The sequence below is a fragment of the Priestia megaterium genome (genome assembly GCF_009497655.1).
In the GTDB taxonomy this organism is placed as follows: domain Bacteria; phylum Bacillota; class Bacilli; order Bacillales; family Bacillaceae_H; genus Priestia; species Priestia zanthoxyli.
Window position 1 is genome coordinate 3069500 of record NZ_CP023317.1, and the last position, 16912, is coordinate 3086411.

Below are 16912 nucleotides of genomic sequence, written 5' to 3' on the forward strand. Positions count from 1 at the left end.
CCCAATCATTACGTTATTTAGTGTAATAAATGAATGTTATTCATGATTTGAGTGATCCATGTTTTCCATTTCTTCATTACTCGTTTTTTCGTCTTCTTTCATCTTGCTGTGATCATGTCCTGTACCACGTTCTAGCTCTTTGCCAGGAATGTATACATCTTTTGCATGGTCAATCCATTTTAAATGTGTACCGTTGTAAGTTTGACGACCAACAACGCCTGGGCTTAGGATTTGATCATATTTCTTTTCAGTCAATTTACCAGCTGTACCTTTTACGTCACTAACCCACTCTTTGAAGTCTTTGTCCGTTTGAGCTTGAACTTCGAACTGCATTTGAGTGAAATGTTCACCCGAGAAGTTAGCACTACGTCCCATATAAGAACCAGGCTTATCAGCTTCTAAGTATAATGGCATTGACATATTGTTCATCGAATATTTTTGTCCGCCAAGTTCTGGTACCCAGAATGAGTTCATAGGTCCTTGAGCCGTTAACTCAAATTTCACTGGCGTATCTGCTGGAATGTTTACGTAGTTAACCGTCTCGATATTTTGTTCCGGATAACTGAAAATCCATTTCCAGTTTGCAGATGTAACGTGAATCACGATTGGATCTTTATCCTTTGATTCTGCCGGTACTTCTTCTGCAGAGTAGATCGCTTTAACAGTTGGCACTGCTAATAGAATTAAGATGATGATTGGGAATGCTGTCCAAATAACCTCCATCTTTAAGTTACCTTCTTGCTCAGGTGGCTCATAGTCCATGTTTTCAGGTTTTTCACGATATTTGACAAGAACAAATATAAAAATAGCAAATACGACAACAACCACGATCAACATCATCCACATAGACCAAATGATTAAATCAGATTGCGTTTTTGCAACAGGACCTTGCGGGTTCAATACAGCAAGTTTTGAACAACCGCTCAAAAATACTAGTGAAAGCGCAGATAGTAAACCTACTAGCTTCCAAAATCCTTTTTTTGGTTTCACTTAAAACTCTCCTTTCTAACAACACATGATGCGAAGCCTATATTGATGAACATTCAAAATGCGCTATCTTTCGCTAGATAACGACATTTTTATACAGACTCTCTTCCCCCTTATTTGTAGGCCACTACTATTGTAATACAAAATGACATTTTTTTCGTCCCTTTTGCTTTATTTTTTTATATTAAAAATATTCTAATATAGTGACTGTACCAATGGGGTTAGAGTGCTTCAACCTTGCGATATTCTATCACATAATTTGGTATGAATAAATGTAAATAAAAGGATTCAGCTCCCATTTCTTAACTATTTCTTTAGGAATAACTGCAAAATTAGCTTTGCATGTTTGCTTCAACATTGATATATCAATACACATCGACATAATTGAATATTTTGTGACAAATTTTCAAAGAAAATGTGACGCCCTGTATGAAACTTATTTTGCCCGTTAATTCCCCTTTGTTTTGTAGCAAATATTTGATTTTTTTGCTTAAAATTCTTTCTTTCGAAAATATGAACAAAACGTGAATTTTTTTAAAAAGCTTTTTATTATAGAAAAAAGCCACGTGTTATTCACGCAGCTCTTGGTCCATAAATTCTTTAACCGTGATATCATCCCCTGCTTTATCTAGCAGCGTTGTCGTTGCTGGAAACGGATGTTTAATATGACTCGGTATTTTTTCATACAGCACAAAATAATCACTTTTTGGAACCGCGGCATCAATTGTATATGTATCGTGCACCAAAGCCGCCTTTACGCGCTCAATTTGTTTACTTCTATTTGTTCCTGTAAACAGCGCATATGTACCTTTATTTGTATGGATATCATCATAATCCACTAAATTGCTCATTTTGGTACTGACTTCAATACGCAGGCGTTTGTTCCATCCTTGCTTCAATACGGCCATTCCTTCTTTATCACCAGGTATGGAGAATAAGGCTATGTATGTATTAGAGTGATCAACCCGTTTAAAATCTTGCAGCGTAATCCTTGCAGAACCATCAATACTTTCTTTATGCTCCCAATTTCGCAAATGCTGCTGCACACTTGCAGCATTGTTTTCAATCGGATATCGAATCATCTCATACGCAACAATTACAACCGCTATACAAATGAACAGAAATAGCAACCGCTTTATCTTTCGCACATCTATTCACCTTCCTTAGCTTACTCCCCTTTTATGTAATTGCCTAAATTATAACTTCCTATTAAACCTCTGTCTATGCACTAGTAGAACTACGTTTTTTTTTACCACAAAAGGGATTTTTCAAACCTTTTGTCATAAAAATACGCTAAAAGACTCAGTAGCTGTTGAACCAAAAGAAACCGATCTCCACTCCCCTTCTTAATCCTTAAAGCAAAAAAAGATACCCATTTTGAAATGAGTATCGCTTAGCTTATCTATTATATCCTTCTATATCAAAGTCGTTTAAGGCTTATTTGCCGTTTTTTTATTATACACATCTTTCCGCACACATGTATCCTTTGACCTGATATCCATGTTTTTTTAGCTGCCGAATGCTTAAATTTCGGGAAATGCTGTCAGGAACAATTACGACCACTTCTTTATATGGAATTTCCTCATGCTGTCTCTCTAAATAAGGAAGCGGAATATGGATTGCTTTTTGACAGGGGTTTTGTTTCATTTCATGAAAATGACGAACATCTACATACGAAATCGTTGTAGAAGCACAGTCGGCGGTCGTCACTTTCTTTATTCCTTGCACCGGCACATAGCGTTTATAAAAACTGTAACAAATTAATAAAAGTAAAATACCTATGCTCATATATAATATCGCCATGTTTTCCTCCCAATTAATTTCTATACCCCTGTATGTATACTATATTCAAAAGAAAGAATCAACACAGAAGTACTCTATCTCATTTCTCTCTGAAAGAAAAATGGTCTTTTTACACTTTATTATGAAACCACAATAAAGTGACGAAATCAATCATTATTTATTTTGATTTTTCGAAAGATTTAAATACTAGTAAACAGATCGTTTTTTCTTATTATAATGAAGAAACGCAGAATTTTTATCTTCATTTCCCCTTTTCTTTCCCGTTAAGGCTGAGGTTCGCTTATGAGTAATATAGTAGACCCAGTGTTGCAAGAACGTCAGAAAAATGATTCTAAAAACGAAGGATGCGAGATAGGATAGTATGAACACGTGAAGCGAAAGACTATATTGTGATTGGCTCAGGAAAATACGAGTTAACTTAGAAATGCGATATACACAAAAAAAGGAAAGCTTCGGAGACGAAAGCTTTCCTTTTCTAGATTAATCTCCGTCAAGGTTTGCACGACAATTATTATGAGACAAAGAGGTACTTTGTGCTTCATGCTGTTTTTTCTCACCCTGCATTGTCATATTTTCTCCGTCCTTGCTCCCTTTAGCAATATGTTTAGTTTTCTTTCCTTGGTTTAATGTCATGTTCATTCCCCTTTCTGGTGGATATAGTGTATGAAAATAACTCACACGCCATAAGAGGAAATGATATGAAAAAGCCCCTCTTAAATTGAGTGAGCTTTCTGCCTAAAACTGCTTTTCCTTTTATTGCTGAATCCGCATGAAAAGATATTCTCTATTTTAAACGTTCGTTTCTCGTTCCTTAGTAAGCACCAAGCTTTTACGCTCTGAGGATCAATTTTATACACAATGATAAATCGCTGTGTCAAACATCCTTTATCATCCATATAAATAATTTCAACAGGTCGTTTCGAAGAGTAGCTTTCTTGAAGTAGCCGTTCCATAGAATTCGCTCCTTTAATTTTTAATTTACGAACACACGTTCCTTTTTCAAGTGTTGTAAACTGAATAATTCGGTAGCTTTTACAGCTTAAAATGGAGAAAAGAGTGGGAAAAATGATAAAAATCATACAAATATTAGGTAATTGTGATATGGTAAAAGAGATTACTTAAGTTGGGAGAGGTGCATGATGGAAAGTAACATACTTAAATGGATCCCCGTTCCTTACTTTCAATTAAATCAAGAAGGTAAAATCCTGCATTTTTCTAGTCAAGCACATTCTTATTTTTCTTCAGTCTCCAGTCTGTGGAGCATTATTCATAAAGACGACCGGAAACAAGCAATGTGGATGCTGTCACAGCACTCTTCATCTAACCCCATCATCAGGCATTTGCGTTTGAGAACGAGCGATGATACATTTGTGAATTTTAAATGCACGATTCATTGGAAAAATAATGTAGGTCATTTAGTATGCACCGAAAAGAAAAATGTCAAGGATCCATTAGATGTTGTATTATCTGCTCAATCCTATTTAGAAAACTCAGACAAGCGATTAAAAGAATCGGACAAGGTGTTAAATAATGCAGCAGATTTATTATTTAATCGATTAAAACGATAACCAAATGAACATAATTTGCGCTGTATTCGGTTATTTCTCTCATTTTTAAAAGTCATTGAAAGGCTACCTATAGGGGTGGCTTTTTGTTTTGTTCTACACGTAAAGTCATTCTCTTTTTGTCCGCACCATTTAGTCCACAGTACATACACTAATAGGCATACTTTTCATATTTATTCTTTCTATATTTATGTTTTGCTCAGAAAAAAAATCCGAATAATCAATAAATGTTTGAACATTTTTTAAAATTGACATATATTATAAACAAACAATCATTTGAATGTTTGAATGAAGGAGGAAATCATGCCAAAAGACCGCTGTGATATTTATTGTTTTAACGAAGAAAAGGTGAATCGTATTAAGCCTTCTATCGATGTTGAAGCTGTTCAGGATATTTCTACGATGTTCAAAGCGTTGGGAGATGAAACGCGGCTGAAAATCGTATTAGCCCTTTATAAAGGTGAGGAATTATGTGTATGTGACGTAGCCAACATTGTAGGCTCTACGGTTGCTACTGCTTCTCATCACTTAAGACTGCTGCGAAATATAGGAATTGCCAATTATCGCAAAGAAGGAAAGTTAGCTTTTTATTCTTTAAGGGATGCACATATTAAACAAGTAATTGATATTATGTTTGCTAAAAAAGAAGATGTAACCATTTAAGTTTTTCTTACCGTATAGGGAGTGGGACACAATGAAACACGAAGATAAAAAACATCATCACCATACCGGAAGCTGCTGCAGCGGCCCTTCTTCATCAGAAATTGAGAACAGCCCCTGCTGCTCCTCTTCTTCAGAAGCCGCACCTACTGAAGAACCTTCTTCCTGTAGTACAAAGAGTCACGCACACAGTCACAGCTGCTGTTCAGATACAAGTGCGTTAACGACCGATAAAAGCCAGCATTCTTGCTGCAGTGATCACGATATAGCAACAGGCAGTGACATAGAAGAAACGGCTGAATACCGCGTGTATGGAATGGATTGTCCTTCTTGTGCTGCTACGATTGAAAAAAGTTTAAAAACGTTAAACGATATTCAACACGTAGCAATCAACTACAATACAGGAAAGCTTCAAGTGGCGGCGGCAAGTGAATCAGCTCTGTCACTCATTCCAAACTCAGTGGAAAGACTGGGCTTTAGTATTGAGCCTATTCAATCAAATAAGAAAATGAAAACGTATTTGATTGAAGGAATGGACTGTGCAGCTTGTGCAAACACGATTGTGAATCATTTAAAAACAGTTCCTGCTGTCAAAGACGTACGCGTTAACTTTTCAACGGGAAAAGCACAAATTGAACATGATAATGAAGCTGATGACATTATTAAAGAAGTATCTAAAGCTGGGTATACCGCTACTTTAGTGACCAGCAGCAGGCAGCCCGCTGAATCTCGGCACCATAAAGGCAAAAATGGTCCGATTATTTTTTCAGGTATTCTCATCGCACTAGGTTTTATCGGTTCTCATACAGGAATTGCTTCTTATATGACAACTGTACTGTACGCTATTGCTATGATTGTTAGTGGATATAAGCCGGCTAAAAGTGCTTATTACGGAATCAAAAGCCGTTCTTTAGACATGAATGTTTTAATGACCGTTGCAGCACTTGGAGCAGCTGTTATTGGTGAATGGCTTGAAGGCGCTACGGTCGTTTGGCTGTTTGCTTTAGGTGTAGCTCTGCAAACAAGATCAATTGAACAAACAAGAAACTCGATACGAGGTTTGATGGATTTAGCTCCTTCTGAAGCATGGGTAAAGGAAAACGGGCAGCTGATTAAAAAAGCTGCGGAAGATATTTCAATTGGCAGCACGATTGTCGTAAAGCCAGGAGACCGAATTCCGCTCGATGGTGAAATTATAAACGGGGAATCCAGTATCAACCAAGCTCCTATTACAGGTGAATCTATTCCCGTTGATAAAGTAATGGGCGATGCTGTCTATGCCGGCACGATTAACGAAAGCGGATCTTTAGAAATTAAAGTAACAAAGCTAGTCGAAGATACGACCATTTCTAAAATCATTCATTTAGTGGAAGAAGCACAGGAGAAAAAAGCGCCGACTCAAGCATTTGTTGATAAATTTGCAACCATTTACACACCTATTGTCTTTATTTTAGCTTTATTCATTATGGTCATCCCTCCCCTGTTTGATGGTGCATGGAGCGAGTGGTTTTACAAAGGGCTTGAATTATTAGTTGTCGCTTGTCCATGCGCGCTAGTCATTTCGACTCCCGTCGCCATTGTATCTGCGATTGGAAACGCGGCGAAAAATGGCGTGCTCATTAAAGGCGGGACGTTTTTAGAAAAAGCCGGTGCAATCAATGCGATTGCTTTTGATAAAACAGGAACGCTAACAGAAGGCAAACCAGCCGTTTCAGAAGTTGTTTCCCTTGCTGCTGAAGAAAATCAGCTTTTAGCGATAACCAAAACGCTTGAAGATTATTCGAATCATCCCATCGCCCGCGCTATCGTGGATTATACAGCGGAGAAAAAAGTTGTTTCTTTACAAGGATCAAATTTTAAAATCCTTACAGGAAAAGGCGTGCAAGCAACAATTCAAGACACGGTTTATTACGCAGGTAACGCAAAATTATTCTCAGATTTAGGAACACCTCTAACACACTGCTGGTCTCAGATTGAAAAGCTTCAAAACGAAGGTAAAACGATTATTATTGTCGGAACAGCTAAAAGTGTTCTAGGCATTATTAGCGTAGCTGATACCATCAGACATACAACCGTATCTGCTTTAGAAAGCCTTAAGCAAAACGGAATGCAGCAAATTGTGATGTTAACCGGTGATAACGAAGGAACAGCTAAAATGATTGCTTCTCAGTCTCGGGTAGACCGCTATTTCGCTGATTTGCTGCCTGAAGACAAAGTAAAGGCCATACAGCAGCTTCAACATGAAGGGTATCAAACGGCTATGGTTGGAGATGGAATTAACGATGCCCCTGCCCTTGCTACTGCTGATCTTGGCATTGCAATGGGCGGTGCTGGTACTGATACAGCCATGGAAACAGCTGATATTGTCCTGATGGCAGACAATTTAGAAAAGCTTCCTCATACAATGAAGCTAAGTCGCAAAGCGTTAGCTGTTATCAAACAAAACATTTGGTTTTCTATTATTGTTAAAGTCATTGCCTTAGCCTTTATCTTCCCAGGGTGGCTTACTCTGTGGATTGCCGTCTTAAGCGATACAGGAGCAGCGCTACTTGTTATTTTAAACAGCCTTCGCTTACTCAAAATGAAAAAATAAATGGAATCTATAAGCTTTCCAGCATGCGTTGGAAAGCTTATTTTTTAGGAGGGTTTACGTGAATAACCGCTGGAACCAATTTATTTATAAGTGCTGGGCCCCTTTTTATGATGTCTTTTTTAATAACGGGATGTTTTATCGAGCCAGAAAAAAAGTCTTTCAAGATGTCCCCTTTTCGTCTGAGCAGCGCATTTTATTTGTAGGTGTTGGAACGGGTGCCGATTTAGCTTTTATTCCTCATCAAGTAAATGTAACAGCCATCGACTATTCCAGTGAAATGCTTCAAAAAGCAAAAGATAAATACAAAAACCCGTCTATAACTTTCCACCAAATGGACGCTCAGCAGCTAACATTCGACTCTTTTTCGTTTGATGTTGTTGTAGCAAGCTTGATTCTTAGCGTAGTGCCTGATGCAAAGCAAGCTTTAAAAGAAATGACAAGAGTAGTAAAGCCTAAGGGAACGATCCTGATTTTTGATAAATTTGAAACCAAAAAGAAATCCGCGGCTTTTCCTAAAAAAATATTCCGCCTCTTCGTAAAATTACTAGGAACAGATATTGGCCTCTCTTTTGAACATATGCTTGAAGCAAGCCGGGATCAGCTTATCTTGAAGGAAAATTCAAGCGTCATGTTGAAAGGTATGTATCGGAAAATTATTTTGCAAAAAGTTGATGAATGACTTCAAAGACTAGTTATGTCACTTTAACATGATGGATGTACATATCATTGTCTAGCTTTAATTGAAGAAAGGATGAACATTTTGATGATGAAATCAAAGGTCATACCAGTTGTCCTTGCAGCAGGCATGGTGTCCGGCTGTGGAAACGAAAGTAAAGAAAGTTCAGCTAACAAACAGACAGAAACAACACAACATGAAGAACATCAGCCGCACACATTAGGGGATAAACGAGAAGAAACAAAAAATAGTGAAACTCTCCCTTCCTTTCTGAGTGACAAGCCCGAAGATATGCAGCTTATTTATGCAGCCGCTGCTAAGCATCAAACCTTACTAGAAAACATTCCTTGCTACTGCGGATGTGGAGAAGAAGCTAATCATCAAAACAACTACGACTGTTTTATCTTTGAAAACAAAGAAAACGGCGCAGTAACGTGGGATGATCACGGAACAAAATGCGGTGTCTGCTTAGAAATAGCGGCTCAAGCTGTAGTAGACTACAGCAAAGGCAAAAGCATCGAAGACATTCGTCAAGAAATTGATCATAAATATAAGGAAGGCTATGCCAAGCCTACTCCTACGCCCGAGGTATGATGCTTCAGCATAAAAATTAGTAAAAGACTTTGGTCTCTTCATCCAAAGTCTTTTTGTCATTTTATTATTTGTTGGTAAAATCTCGTTTGACCTCACCTTTTCAAGTCCTTGTAAAACGCCATAATGTAAAAATAACACATTTGGACGTTTATTTACTGAATGCTCGGGGAATATGCTTTCTAACACCCAAATATAACCATGAGAGGAGAAAAAAACTATGAGTAATTCTGTAGAAACAAATCATTCAGCAAAAGTTGAAGGAGCCATTAATTCTATGAGCGAGGAGAAAAAAGAGGATATTCTCTCTAGCTTCGAAGGATTTAAAAGTTATCTAGGGGACAAGGTCTCAAAAGGTGAAAAGTTAGGGATGAATGAGGAACAGCTTGCTAAAACAGCTCAGAAAGTAGCTGATTATCTCGCTAAGCATGAAGAGCCGCGCAACCGAGAGGAAAACCTGCTTCACGAACTGTGGAAGGTTGGAAACGAAGAGCAACAGCATCACCTTGCCCATATGCTTGTAAGATTAGTTCAATAATAAAAAAGATGACACGCTTCCGTGTCATCTTTTTTATTTACAGATATTAAACAGCGGGAATGATGATTTGCTGCCCAATTTGCAGTTTGGTAGGATCTACGCTGGGATTTGCATCCTGCAGCTGCTGAACAGTCATATTATACTTCTTTGCAATGCTATAGAACGTATCTCCTGCTTGTACAGTATACGTAGTGACAGGAAGAACAATCTGCTGCCCAATTTGCAGTTTGGTAGGATCTACGCCGGGATTTGCATCCTGCAGCTGCTGAACGGTGATATTATACTTCTTTGCAATGCTATAAAACGTATCTCCAGATTGAATGATATAGAATGTAACGCTAGTAGAAGGTAAGTTTAAATACGCAGCAATTCCACGCGCGTGTGCTTCTCCCACTTCACGAAGAAACGTCGCGTTTTTTAATTTTTCAGCGTCGGCTGTTGTATCGATAAACAAGTTTTCAGTTAAAACAGCAGGCATATTTGTTTCACGCAGGACAGCATAATTAGCTGTTTTTAAACCGCGATCTGCAATCGTTCCAAATTTGCGCATGGTTGGTAAAATCTCTGCATGAAGCTCTTTTTGTAAAAGAGAAGATTGACTTCCCTCTTGTGATGGATAGCGATACGTTTCAAATCCAGTACCTCCGCCGGCATTAATGTGCATCGAAACAAATATATCTGCTCCCCATGCATTAGCTCGGTTCGCTCGATCTGATAATGAAACGAACACATCGGTTGAACGAGTTACTTGAACATCTACTAAATAGTTATGCTCTAAATACGCCCGCGCGTGTAGTACAAGCTGCAGCGTAATATCTTTTTCACGCAAATTATTTCCTAAAGCGCCTGAATCTGTACCGCCGTGCCCTGCATCTAGCCATACTTTTTTCATGTGAACCTTTCCTTTCAGCCATAATATGAAAGAACTTGGGGTTAACACCGGCTTTGTCCGATGTTTTATCTCTCATTTTATATATATATGTAAGTGGACAAGAAGGGTTCGTCCTCTTAAAGGTTAGAGAACAATAACTTAAAAAACTGGATTTTACCATAAACATAAAAAATCCGAACGAATTGGATTTATCGTTCGGATCTCCCTTTAACTAACCTATGTCCACGCCTCTTAATAGAGATAAAAAGCAGGTTCGCCACCTTATCTTCTGCTATTTCTCACTAAAAGCAATTTTTAAGCCAATAAGCGTAAAGATAGAGCCTTGCACGAGATTAAGCCGCTTAGACAGCGCCGGAGATTTTCGCAAAAACTCCCCTACTTTCCCTGCAAATAGACTAATTAACGTAAAGATAATCAGCGCTTGAACTAAAAACACAGCTCCATAAACAAGCATTTGCTGCGTGGTGTGTCCGGTTGAATGATTAACAAACTGAGGTAAAAGAGCAAGAAAAAAAAGCGAAACTTTTGGATTTAGCAGGTTCATAATCACTCCTTTTTTATATAGCACCTTGTACTCAATGGCTTCTTTATTTTCAACAGCGAGAGCGGAATCTTTGGCTGTAAACGTCTTATAAGCCAGATATAATAAATAAGCTGCCCCAGTGTATTTGACAATAGCAAATGCTAAAGCTGATTGATAAATAATAGCCGACAGACCCAACGTTGCCGCTGCTATATGACCAAGCAAGCCCGTGCAAAGACCTAATGAAGTCGAAATCCCTGCGTGTTTACCGTTTGATATGCTTTGTGCTAAAACAAATAAGTTATCAGGACCAGGCATAACCGTAAGCAAAGCGGCGACACTTAAAAAAGAAGTGATTGATACGATATCCATAAGTCGTTCTCCCCCTGCATGATTTTGCCAACCATTATAGCATTTTTTACTATCTAGTATTCAAAAAAAGAAAATTTATCCATAAAAAAGGCTGGGACATAACTAAATCAATCTAATCTAAAGACGAATAAATTGTATACATGAGCTGAGCTGCTTGTTACACCGCTGTTGATTTCCGTGCAAGGCTTCGCTTTCCGCGGGCGGCCGCTGAGCCTCCTCGTCGCTTACGCTCCTGCGGGGTCTCATCTGTTCCGCTTTTCCCGCAGGAGTCTTCGCCTTGTCCTCCAATCAACTGCTAGAAGCAATTGAAAACATGAAATCTATCTTCAACAAAAAACACGAACTACCAATTAAAAAATAATTAATAGTTCGCATTTGACTTTAACTGAAATACTTTTGTCCCAGCCTTATTTTTACTACTTATTTAATTTGTTTTTCCATGATTTGTTCTTTAGCCGAGGCAGACTGTGCTTCCGCTGCTTTCATTTCATTATTAACATGAATTGCTTCTTTTAAATACTCTGTTTTGTACCCGCTTTTAAGTGCCCAAGCATAAAAGAAAAGTGCAACAATTGCAATAAGTCCCATATCCCAGCCGTATTTAATAATATTGAGTCCCCCGAATTTTTCACTTCCTATCCAGGAGATTGTCATCATACATAATAAGTAGACAATCATCCAAACGCCAGCTCGGAAGTTTTGACCAAAGCCTTTCCATTTTGATTTTGCTTGATAATAAAAATAAATTGGCAAACCAATTAAAATAATAAATAATACCTGTCCAGTTAACGGCCATCTCGCCCAGTAAAGAGTAAGTGAAGCAAAAATAAAGCCAAGAGGCGCTATTACATTTAACCCTTTTATACGTAAAGGTCTATAAAGATCGGTCCCCGTTTTTCTTAACGTCATAGCTGTGATAGGACCAGTAAGATATGAAATTAACGTAGCTACAGAAATAATTTCGGCTAAAATTCCCCAGCCTCTAAATAAAAATAAAAAGATGAATGAGACAAATAGATTAAAAAACATGGCTTGACGAGGAACGCCGTAAAGCGGATGAACTCGTCCTAGTATATTCGGCAAGTATTTATTTTTTTCCATACCATAAATCATGCGTGACGTGGTAGCTGTATACGTAATACCTGTTCCTGATGGCGATACAAACGCATCGGCATATAAAACAATAACAAGCCAGTTAATATTTAGTGCAATCGCTAAATCGGCAAACGGCGAATTAAAGTTCAGATGACTCCATCCTTTTACGATTTCTGAAGGATTTACCGCTCCAATAAACGCAATTTGAAGCAATACATAGATCACGGTTGCAATCAAAATGGATCCTACCACGGCAATTGGAATAGAGCGTCCCGGATTTTTCGCTTCTCCCGCCATGTTAATAGGGCTTTGAAAACCGTTAAAAGCAAACACAATCCCAGACGTAGCAACAGCTGTCAACACGCTTGCCCATCCATTTGGAGCAACGCCTCCTGCAGAGGAAAAGTTTCCGCCGTGAAATCCTGCAAATAAAAGAGCACCAATTGTAAGCCCTGGAATCACAATTTTAAAAACGGTAATAAGTGAGTTAGCTTTCGAAAATAAGCCTACCGTCCAATAATTTAAAAGAAAATAAATGATTAATAGCCCTGTAGCAATAGCCAAGCCTTTTCCAGTAAGAATTCCGTTTTCTACTAAACTGCCTGTCCATTTCGCCCACTCCCACGGCCATGAACTCATGTACTGAACAGAGGCAACCGCTTCAACAGGAATAACGGATACAATGGCAATCCAGTTTGCCCAAGCCGCAATAAAGCCAAGAAATGAGCCGTGTGAGTACTGCGTATACTTAACCATACCTCCTGCTTCTGGAAACATCGATCCTAGTTCACTGTAAGAAAGAGCTATAAATAAAATAACAACCATTCCAATAATCCAAGAAGCAATTGCTGCAGGGCCTGCAATTTGAGCAGCTCTCCATGCCCCAAACAGCCATCCTGATCCAATAATAGATCCAAGGCCGACCATCATGAGAGAAAACGTTCCCATTTTTCTATGTAAGTTATTCATGTATCTAACACCTTTCTTCTATATATTCTGAGAAGTGAGTTATTAAGCGCTTTCATTAAATTTAAAAAATAAAATTCATTTTGATCTCTAAAAATGCTGCTTAAAAGTACTAACCAAAAGCTTTTACATTCATTCACGCGTCCCCCTTCTTCATTTATTATTTGCTATTATATCATCATCAAGTTAAAAAAGTACGCGTTTTGAATAAAAAATATTTTTATTTTTAGAATTTTGTGCGTTTTACCAATTAAAAGTGCGCGTTTTGAACACTAACATTTATAAAAACAGCCTTTTCATTAAAGTGATATACAAACGATTTTGCTGCAATAACCAGAAAAAAAGCAGGGTAAAATGAAGCGCTCATTTTACCCTGCTTTTTTAAATTATTTTACAACAGCTAACACTGTTTCTTTGAAGCTGTTATAAACATACGACCAAAGAGCCGGTTCTTCTTTATATCTTGTTCGTAACGCAGAAAAGACTTCTTTTTGCTTTTCTTCAAACGAAGGATCTTCTTTTGAAGGAAGTTCGGCGCGAAGCTCATCCACGATTTGCTGAACTTCAGGAGCACGAGGACCCCATTTACCTAGTAAATTTCCTTCATTATTAAAAATTAAAATAATCGGAATAGCACGGCCGCCGTTTGTTAAGTGACGATCAATTAATTCGGTGTCCGCATCGCGCAGTGCAACACGCACATCGATACCGGCAGCTTCAGCTACTTTACGAATGATTGGGTTAATCATCATCGCATCTCCGCACCAATCTTCAGTAATCGCTAAGAAGTGAAGCTTGTGAGCTTTTAATTTGTCAGCCAGTCCATCTTTAGGAAGCTGAAATTGTTCATAAACAGCTAAACTTTCCTCTTTTAATGTACTCATGTCGTTCATATATGTTTGAATTGATTTTCCTTCTTCAAAATACTGCTGTTCTGTTTTCATCAAGATCCCTCTTTCTTTTTTGTATACGAATAGATTAGATATCCAATCTCGTTTTCGTCTTTTCTATACGCACTACTAGTATAGCTTTTAAGCACCATGAATCAAAATATAAAAGTCTGCGTGCTCATTTTGATCATGTTTTTTTATTCTGCGACGGAATTCATAAAACTTCAATTTAAAAACAGCACATTGAGATGTTATAAAAAAAGAGAATGGGGTACATGTACACTATCAATGTAACAAATTTTAAATCTTTGTGAATATTTGAGAATGTTTATTGTGTAACCGTCATCTTTTGATTATGATAATGATATGTTAGCTACTTGACTAAATATGGAGGATGAGGCGAATATGAATCAATCCCCGCATGAAAAGCGAAAAAAACGCAAACAGTTTGTAGAACGTTTAAGACTAAAAGGAATCAAAATAGAGCTGACAAAACCGCGCTCTCACTTTTCTTCACTATCCTTACTAAAATCATAACTCGTAGCCACCTTTTTCTAAAGCGGAACGGTATCGAATTTCAACTATCTATGCTAATGCTTACATATCATTTCAAAAAGAACAGCTTCTAAGTGCTGTTCTTTTTTGATGTTTCTTTATATTTCTGCTTTGTCAAAAAAATTATAAACCTTTTTCTTTATTTTCCCCTTTTTTCTACCTAGGTCTTTCCGCTCCCTTCCATATGGTATTCTCAAAATATATAGTTCTATAAATACCTTAAATTACCACTATATTCAAGGTATATATAATATAAGTATATATTGTAAATTTATAACTCTTACTATATAATCTTGTAGAAAACGTAAAAAAAAGGAGAAAATTGATGAAAAAACTGGGGACAATTTTATTATCATTTCTGCTGTTTGTTGGCGTATTTCCAACGTCTTCATTCGCAGCCGCGTCAACATTTGACGCAGACTTCAACAAATATTTAAAATCGGTAAGCCAAACGCGAGGTTTTGAAGTAACCAAAGACGACGTTGAATATTCACTTTCACTGTATGACGATAGTCTTGAAAACTACGATACAATCGCAGATTTAGAAGATTTGTTAGGTGAACCGATTGCAGCTGACTTACATAACGTGCAAGATTTGTATGCAGATTTTGACTTAGACAAAACAAGCTTAAATGCGTTATTAAAAGAGAACGGCCAAAGCTTAGACGATTATGTGTACCTAGATGATTTATACGATGATGTCGGCTTCTATCTAGAAGGCGATGACTGGTATGAAGATGATGAGTCATATGACGAAGAAGACACTTCTTACGATGATGAATTAAGTGAAGAAGATTTAAGCGGCTTACTATCATTTATGCAGTCTGAATTAGGCTTAACTTCAGAAGAGTTAAATCGAATTGAAGCACATTTTACATCGTTAGAAGATGAGCTTTCAAATGAAGCAACGCTTAACCGCTTAGATCAATTAGGCGAGCGCTTAGCGGCATTCGAAGATTTTGATACAGCAACAGAATTATCTGCTGATCAAATCGCTGAATTAATGTCTATTTATAAAGAAATGCTAACAATCTTCCATTTAGACGCTAAATTTTCACTTGTACAAGGTGGAAATGAAAGATCGCTTTCTCTTACTGATTTAATCAACTTAGAAGAATTAAAAAATGCAAGTCTAAAAATTTCTCTTTATACAACAGACGGTAAATTTTTAGCAGACATGGTGATCACAGGCGATATGTTTAATTCTGATATCATCACAGACACAGGAAAAGAAGTAGAAAAATCTGCTGAAGCTGTAGCAAAACCAGCTCAAGCGCAAAAACCAGCAGTGGAAAAGAAACAAGAACCGGAGAAGCAACAAACGAACAGCGCTGTACAAAAAACCGTTAAAGGCGGAAAACTTCCGGAAACGGCTTCTAATTATGTAACAAATACATTAATTGGATTAGTGCTTGTAGCAGCTGGCTTTGTTCTTTTCCGCAAAGTGAGACGCGCATAAAATGGAACCAAGAAAAACAAGAAGAACAATCAATCGTAAAAAGCGGTTGATTGTTCTTTCCCTTTTAGCCGCTGTCATCTGCTTTGGTCTTTGGTTTACAACAACAAACGCCTATAAATTTGCAAGAGGCTATTTGGCATTTAAAACAATGGATACAGAAGAACCAGCCGCAGCTTCAGTCTCTAAAAGCAAGGACTCATCAACAGCAGACTCTTCTGCTGAAGCTTCTTCTGTTGAACCCAAAAAAGCGGTACACTCTCGTACTGCTAGCTCAGAAAAAAAGCCAAAAGTGTCAAATGTGTCTTATCCGAAACAGCCAAAAATCGGTGATTTAATGGGAGAACTATATATTCCTAAATTAAACGCGAAGCTGCCAATTTATCACGGTACGAACGAAGATGAATTAGAAAAAGGCGTCGGTCATTTTGCGGGAAGCGTGCTGCCTGGTCAAAACGACAATTCTGTTCTATCAGGACATCGCGATACGGTTTTTCGTAAGCTTGGCGACGTGGGTGAAGGCGATTCGCTTGTGGTAAGTACAGCAGCAGGCACCTTCACATACAAAGTAAACAAAGTACGAATTGTGGATGCGGATGACCGGACCGTTATTGTGCCAAAACCTAGAGCCACTTTAACCGTCAGCACCTGTTATCCATTTAACTACGTTGGTTCAGCACCTGAACGCTATATTTTAGTCGCTCACCTTGTTGCATCAACAACAAAATAAAAAAGCTGCCCTTAAAGAGG

At 37.8% G+C, this 16912-nt stretch carries 19 protein-coding genes; 9 read left to right on the plus strand and 10 right to left on the minus strand.

All coding sequences use genetic code 11. The features are described from left to right. Positions 1 to 36 precede the first annotated feature (36 nt). The 5 genes from qoxA to CEQ83_RS15535 form a co-directional block, all read right to left on the minus strand. Entirely contained in the window at positions 37 to 990 is a 954-nt protein-coding gene (qoxA, locus tag CEQ83_RS15520; protein ID WP_013057827.1) for a cytochrome aa3 quinol oxidase subunit II, read from the minus strand. A 566-nt stretch (positions 991 to 1556) separates the two neighbouring features. Beyond that, entirely contained in the window at positions 1557 to 2135 is a 579-nt protein-coding gene (locus CEQ83_RS15525; protein ID WP_013057828.1) for a hypothetical protein, read from the minus strand. A gap of 307 nt (positions 2136 to 2442) precedes the next feature. Beyond that, a complete protein-coding gene (locus CEQ83_RS15530) occupies positions 2443 to 2790 on the minus strand; it encodes a rhodanese-like domain-containing protein (protein WP_028409228.1) in 348 nt (115 codons plus the stop codon). 480 nt (positions 2791 to 3270) lie between these two features. After that, on the minus strand, positions 3271 to 3423 hold the full coding sequence (locus tag CEQ83_RS27120) for a hypothetical protein (RefSeq protein WP_165573530.1): 153 nt from the start codon (positions 3421 to 3423) through the stop codon (positions 3271 to 3273). Between the two features lie 80 nt (positions 3424 to 3503). Further along, a complete protein-coding gene (locus CEQ83_RS15535; protein ID WP_098113277.1) occupies positions 3504 to 3743 on the minus strand; it encodes a hypothetical protein in 240 nt (79 codons plus the stop codon). A 186-nt stretch (positions 3744 to 3929) separates the two neighbouring features. Here CEQ83_RS15535 and CEQ83_RS15540 point away from each other — a divergent pair, with 186 nt between their 5' ends. From CEQ83_RS15540 to CEQ83_RS15565, 6 genes are all read left to right on the plus strand, one after another. Beyond that, on the plus strand, positions 3930 to 4358 hold the full coding sequence (locus CEQ83_RS15540) for a PAS domain-containing protein (protein WP_223546161.1): 429 nt from the start codon (positions 3930 to 3932) through the stop codon (positions 4356 to 4358). Positions 4359 to 4658: 300 nt separating this feature from the next. Further along, positions 4659 to 5018, plus strand: coding sequence for an ArsR/SmtB family transcription factor (locus tag CEQ83_RS15545; RefSeq protein ID WP_028414427.1), 360 nt, complete (start codon positions 4659 to 4661; stop codon positions 5016 to 5018). A gap of 31 nt (positions 5019 to 5049) precedes the next feature. Next, a complete protein-coding gene (locus CEQ83_RS15550; protein WP_098113276.1) occupies positions 5050 to 7608 on the plus strand; it encodes a heavy metal translocating P-type ATPase in 2559 nt (852 codons plus the stop codon). Positions 7609 to 7666: 58 nt separating this feature from the next. After that, complete coding sequence (locus CEQ83_RS15555) at positions 7667 to 8287, plus strand: class I SAM-dependent methyltransferase (protein WP_028414429.1); 621 nt, start codon at positions 7667 to 7669, stop codon at positions 8285 to 8287. Positions 8288 to 8371: 84 nt separating this feature from the next. Then, positions 8372 to 8878, plus strand: coding sequence for a PCYCGC motif-containing (lipo)protein (locus CEQ83_RS15560; protein ID WP_028414430.1), 507 nt, complete (start codon positions 8372 to 8374; stop codon positions 8876 to 8878). Between the two features lie 217 nt (positions 8879 to 9095). Continuing rightward, positions 9096 to 9413: a DUF3243 domain-containing protein gene (locus CEQ83_RS15565; RefSeq protein WP_014459329.1), complete on the plus strand. Its 318-nt coding sequence runs from the start codon at positions 9096 to 9098 to the stop codon at positions 9411 to 9413. Between the two features lie 46 nt (positions 9414 to 9459). Here the strand turns inward: CEQ83_RS15565 and CEQ83_RS15570 are convergent, their stop codons facing one another. From CEQ83_RS15570 to CEQ83_RS15585, 5 genes are all read right to left on the minus strand, one after another. Then, positions 9460 to 10305, minus strand: coding sequence for an N-acetylmuramoyl-L-alanine amidase (locus CEQ83_RS15570; protein ID WP_099000341.1), 846 nt, complete (start codon positions 10303 to 10305; stop codon positions 9460 to 9462). A gap of 271 nt (positions 10306 to 10576) precedes the next feature. Continuing rightward, entirely contained in the window at positions 10577 to 11200 is a 624-nt protein-coding gene (locus tag CEQ83_RS15575; RefSeq protein WP_099000342.1) for a LysE family translocator, read from the minus strand. 157 nt (positions 11201 to 11357) lie between these two features. Next, positions 11358 to 11492, minus strand: a complete 135-nt coding sequence (locus CEQ83_RS27620; protein WP_255219779.1) for a hypothetical protein — start codon at positions 11490 to 11492, stop codon at positions 11358 to 11360. Between the two features lie 128 nt (positions 11493 to 11620). Then, positions 11621 to 13264, minus strand: coding sequence for a glutamate/serine transporter AimA (locus CEQ83_RS15580; protein ID WP_099000364.1), 1644 nt, complete (start codon positions 13262 to 13264; stop codon positions 11621 to 11623). A gap of 383 nt (positions 13265 to 13647) precedes the next feature. Next, entirely contained in the window at positions 13648 to 14205 is a 558-nt protein-coding gene (locus CEQ83_RS15585) for a thioredoxin family protein (RefSeq protein WP_028414434.1), read from the minus strand. A 351-nt stretch (positions 14206 to 14556) separates the two neighbouring features. On the opposite strand from CEQ83_RS15585, the gene CEQ83_RS27625 reads away from it, so the two are divergent. The 3 genes from CEQ83_RS27625 to CEQ83_RS15595 all read left to right on the plus strand — a co-directional run bounded on the left by CEQ83_RS27625 (position 14557) and on the right by CEQ83_RS15595 (position 16892). Further along, positions 14557 to 14688 carry a hypothetical protein gene (locus CEQ83_RS27625; protein WP_013057845.1) on the plus strand — a complete coding sequence of 44 codons (132 nt, stop codon included), beginning with the start codon at positions 14557 to 14559 and terminating at the stop codon, positions 14686 to 14688. A gap of 343 nt (positions 14689 to 15031) precedes the next feature. Then, positions 15032 to 16165: a processed acidic surface protein gene (locus tag CEQ83_RS15590; protein WP_033580553.1), complete on the plus strand. Its 1134-nt coding sequence runs from the start codon at positions 15032 to 15034 to the stop codon at positions 16163 to 16165. 1 nt (position 16166) lies between these two features. After that, on the plus strand, positions 16167 to 16892 hold the full coding sequence (locus CEQ83_RS15595) for a class D sortase (RefSeq protein ID WP_028414436.1): 726 nt from the start codon (positions 16167 to 16169) through the stop codon (positions 16890 to 16892). Positions 16893 to 16912: the final 20 nt, after the last annotated feature.

Excerpts from the sequence above, each read along its gene's own strand:
- CEQ83_RS15590 (WP_033580553.1), top strand. The coding sequence starts at position 15,032 with ATGAAAAAACTGGGGACAATTTTATTATCATTTCTGCTGTTTGTTGGC.
- CEQ83_RS15580 (WP_099000364.1), bottom strand. The coding sequence starts at position 13,264 with ATGAATAACTTACATAGAAAAATGGGAACGTTTTCTCTCATGATGGTC.
- CEQ83_RS15550 (WP_098113276.1), top strand. The coding sequence starts at position 5,050 with ATGAAACACGAAGATAAAAAACATCATCACCATACCGGAAGCTGCTGC.
- CEQ83_RS15570 (WP_099000341.1), bottom strand. The coding sequence starts at position 10,305 with ATGAAAAAAGTATGGCTAGATGCAGGGCACGGCGGTACAGATTCAGGC.
- CEQ83_RS15545 (WP_028414427.1), top strand. The coding sequence starts at position 4,659 with ATGCCAAAAGACCGCTGTGATATTTATTGTTTTAACGAAGAAAAGGTG.
- CEQ83_RS15540 (WP_223546161.1), top strand. The coding sequence starts at position 3,930 with ATGGAAAGTAACATACTTAAATGGATCCCCGTTCCTTACTTTCAATTA.
- CEQ83_RS15585 (WP_028414434.1), bottom strand. The coding sequence starts at position 14,205 with ATGAAAACAGAACAGCAGTATTTTGAAGAAGGAAAATCAATTCAAACA.
- CEQ83_RS15560 (WP_028414430.1), top strand. The coding sequence starts at position 8,372 with ATGATGAAATCAAAGGTCATACCAGTTGTCCTTGCAGCAGGCATGGTG.
- CEQ83_RS15565 (WP_014459329.1), top strand. The coding sequence starts at position 9,096 with ATGAGTAATTCTGTAGAAACAAATCATTCAGCAAAAGTTGAAGGAGCC.
- CEQ83_RS15535 (WP_098113277.1), bottom strand. The coding sequence starts at position 3,743 with ATGGAACGGCTACTTCAAGAAAGCTACTCTTCGAAACGACCTGTTGAA.
- CEQ83_RS15595 (WP_028414436.1), top strand. The coding sequence starts at position 16,167 with ATGGAACCAAGAAAAACAAGAAGAACAATCAATCGTAAAAAGCGGTTG.
- CEQ83_RS15530 (WP_028409228.1), bottom strand. The coding sequence starts at position 2,790 with ATGGCGATATTATATATGAGCATAGGTATTTTACTTTTATTAATTTGT.
- CEQ83_RS27625 (WP_013057845.1), top strand. The coding sequence starts at position 14,557 with ATGAATCAATCCCCGCATGAAAAGCGAAAAAAACGCAAACAGTTTGTA.
- CEQ83_RS15575 (WP_099000342.1), bottom strand. The coding sequence starts at position 11,200 with ATGGATATCGTATCAATCACTTCTTTTTTAAGTGTCGCCGCTTTGCTT.
- CEQ83_RS27120 (WP_165573530.1), bottom strand. The coding sequence starts at position 3,423 with ATGACATTAAACCAAGGAAAGAAAACTAAACATATTGCTAAAGGGAGC.